The organism is Albidovulum sp., assembly GCF_049646345.1.
GTDB lineage: Bacteria > Pseudomonadota > Alphaproteobacteria > Rhodobacterales > Rhodobacteraceae > Albidovulum.
Genome location: NZ_JBARVQ010000746.1, coordinates 1 through 2263 on the forward strand (window position 1 = coordinate 1; position 2263 = coordinate 2263).

3 protein-coding genes are annotated in these 2263 nt (G+C 59.4%); 1 reads left to right on the forward strand and 2 read right to left on the reverse strand.

What is annotated here, in order from left to right; all coding sequences use genetic code 11:
* Window positions 1–100: 100 nt before the first annotated feature.
* On the reverse strand, window positions 101–589 hold the full coding sequence (locus tag WBB85_RS19550) for an ATP-binding protein (RefSeq protein WP_432640263.1): 489 nt from the start codon (window positions 587–589) through the stop codon (window positions 101–103).
* 16 nt (window positions 590–605) lie between these two features.
* Window positions 606–950 carry an STAS domain-containing protein gene (locus WBB85_RS19555; protein ID WP_432640264.1) on the reverse strand — a complete coding sequence of 115 codons (345 nt, stop codon included), beginning with the start codon at window positions 948–950 and terminating at the stop codon, window positions 606–608.
* Window positions 951–1042: 92 nt separating this feature from the next.
* Between WBB85_RS19555 and WBB85_RS19560 the strand changes: the two genes are divergently transcribed.
* Window positions 1043–2209 (forward strand): acetyl-CoA C-acyltransferase, encoded by a 1167-nt coding sequence (locus tag WBB85_RS19560; protein ID WP_432640265.1) that lies wholly within the window; start codon window positions 1043–1045, stop codon window positions 2207–2209.
* The last annotated feature ends 54 nt before the right edge of the window (window positions 2210–2263 follow it).

Below are 2263 nucleotides of genomic sequence, written 5' to 3' on the forward strand. Positions count from 1 at the left end.
GTCGCGCACTGGGTGGGGGCTGTTAAACGCGACGCCGAGGGAAGCTATAAGCAGCTACGATTCCATTTTCGTCCTACATTCTGTCCGCCGTATGGACCGATTAAGGCGATTTGGCGGCAGGTTGGCAGGATGCGTGTGCCTCCGTATTGAGATTGATCACGAAAGACAGATGATTTTTGCCCTCTCGTCTTGAATACTCGAGTTCATTGGCAAGATCTCGAATCAGAAACCAACCAAATCCGCCTTCCGGCAGCGGATCCTGTTCAATCGCGTATTCTGCCAGTTGCCCACAGGGCAGGTCGCCGTCAGGCATCGGCCCCCCATTGTCCAAGACAACGATATTCAGCTTGTTGGGTGAGCGGATTATAGTCACCTGCGCGGGCTCTTCGGCGTGGGCATGTTCAACGATATTGTTAAGAACCTCGGCCAATACTATTTCAACCCGGTCGACATCCTTCTTGCCGATCCCGACACGCTCGAGTTTTGCCCGAACACGCTTCAACGCCAGCCGGGCATCCATGAAGGTGCAAGCTAGAGTGAATTGCAAAAACGGGCTTTGCACCGAAACGGGCTGCGGTCGGTTCGTCATCCCGCCTCCTCCGCGTTCAGCTTGTGAGGTTCTGAATCCCCGGTGCCTCGCTCGCGTTCGGATGGATCGTAAAGACCGAGTCCATTCTCGTCAGGCGAAAGACCTTCTCTACCGCCGGCGATAGTGCCGCAAGTTCCAGCGTTCTCTCTTTTCCCAAGAGCTTCATGACGGCGACGATCGCGCCAAGGCCGCTGCTATCCACAAAGTCCACACCGGCCAGGTCCAGCACGATGCGGCTTGCGCCACCGTCGGCCAGATCCCTAATCCCGTCCTTGAAGGCGATTGCCGCTGCAGCATCAATCCGGCTTTCCAGGACCGTTATCAATGTGGCATCAGGAAAACGTTGTGCTGTAAGCTGCATCGAGACCCCATTTGGTTGCTGTGCGCAAAGCTTAGGTCGCAAAAGTTACCAACCGGTTTTGCCGAAGCTTGGAAATCTGAGGAGTGGTTTTAATGAAGGAAGTATTTGTCGCCGGCGCCGCCCGCACGCCGATGGGCGGCTTTCAAGGAGTATTCGCTTCCACAGATGCTCCCACGCTTGGCGGCGTCGCCATTCGTGCCGCCCTAGATGACGCAAGGCTCGATGCATCTGGCGTTGATGAACTAATCATGGGCTGCGTGCTGCCTGCGGGACAAGGCCAAGCTCCGGCGCGGCAAGCCGGATTCGCCGCTGGGCTGGGCAAGGATGTTCCCGCCACCACGCTGAACAAGATGTGTGGATCCGGTATGAAGGCGGCGATGATTGCTTTCGACCAGATTGCGCTGGGCGCGGCCGAAAACGTTGTCGCGGGCGGCATGGAGAGCATGACCAATGCTCCCTATCTCTTGCCCAAGATGCGCGGCGGCGCCCGTATCGGCCACGGCCAAGTGATCGACAGCATGTTCCTCGACGGGCTTGAAGACGCCTATGACAGGGGTCGCCTGATGGGCACCTTCGCCGAGGACTGCGCACAAACTTTCCAGTTCACCCGCGAGGCGCAGGACGCCTATGCGATTGAATCCTTACGAAACGCGCTGGGCGCTCAGGCCTCAGGCGCTTTCCTGCGCGAAATCGCTGCGGTGACGATCAGCGGCCGTGGCGGCGAAACGGTGATCACCGAGGACGAACAGCCCGCCAAGGCGCGGCCCGAGAAGATTCCGCAACTCAAACCGGCCTTCCGCAAGGACGGGACTGTTACGCCCGCCAATTCATCCTCCATCTCCGACGGTGCGGCGGCGCTGGTGCTGACTTCCAACCCACAGGCCCCAAACATCCGCGCCCGCATCCTGGGGCATTCCAGCCATGCGCAGGAACCGGGACTTTTCACCACCGCCCCGGTACCTGCCGCCCAAAAACTGCTTACGAAAATCGGCTGGTCAAAAACGGACGTGGACCTCTGGGAGGTGAACGAGGCTTTCGCCGTCGTGCCCATGGCCTTCATGCACGAACTGGGCCTGCCGCGTGATCGGGTGAACGTCAATGGCGGTGCCTGCGCGCTCGGCCATCCGATCGGCGCTTCGGGCGCACGGATCATCGTGACGCTGCTCAACGCGCTGGAAACTCGCGGGCTCAAACGCGGCATAGCGGCCATCTGCATCGGCGGTGGCGAAGGGACCGCCATCGCCATCGAACGTCTTTAATCTTCTCCTGTTTGTAAATATCCCGGGGTGCGGGGCTGGCCCCGCCATGATATC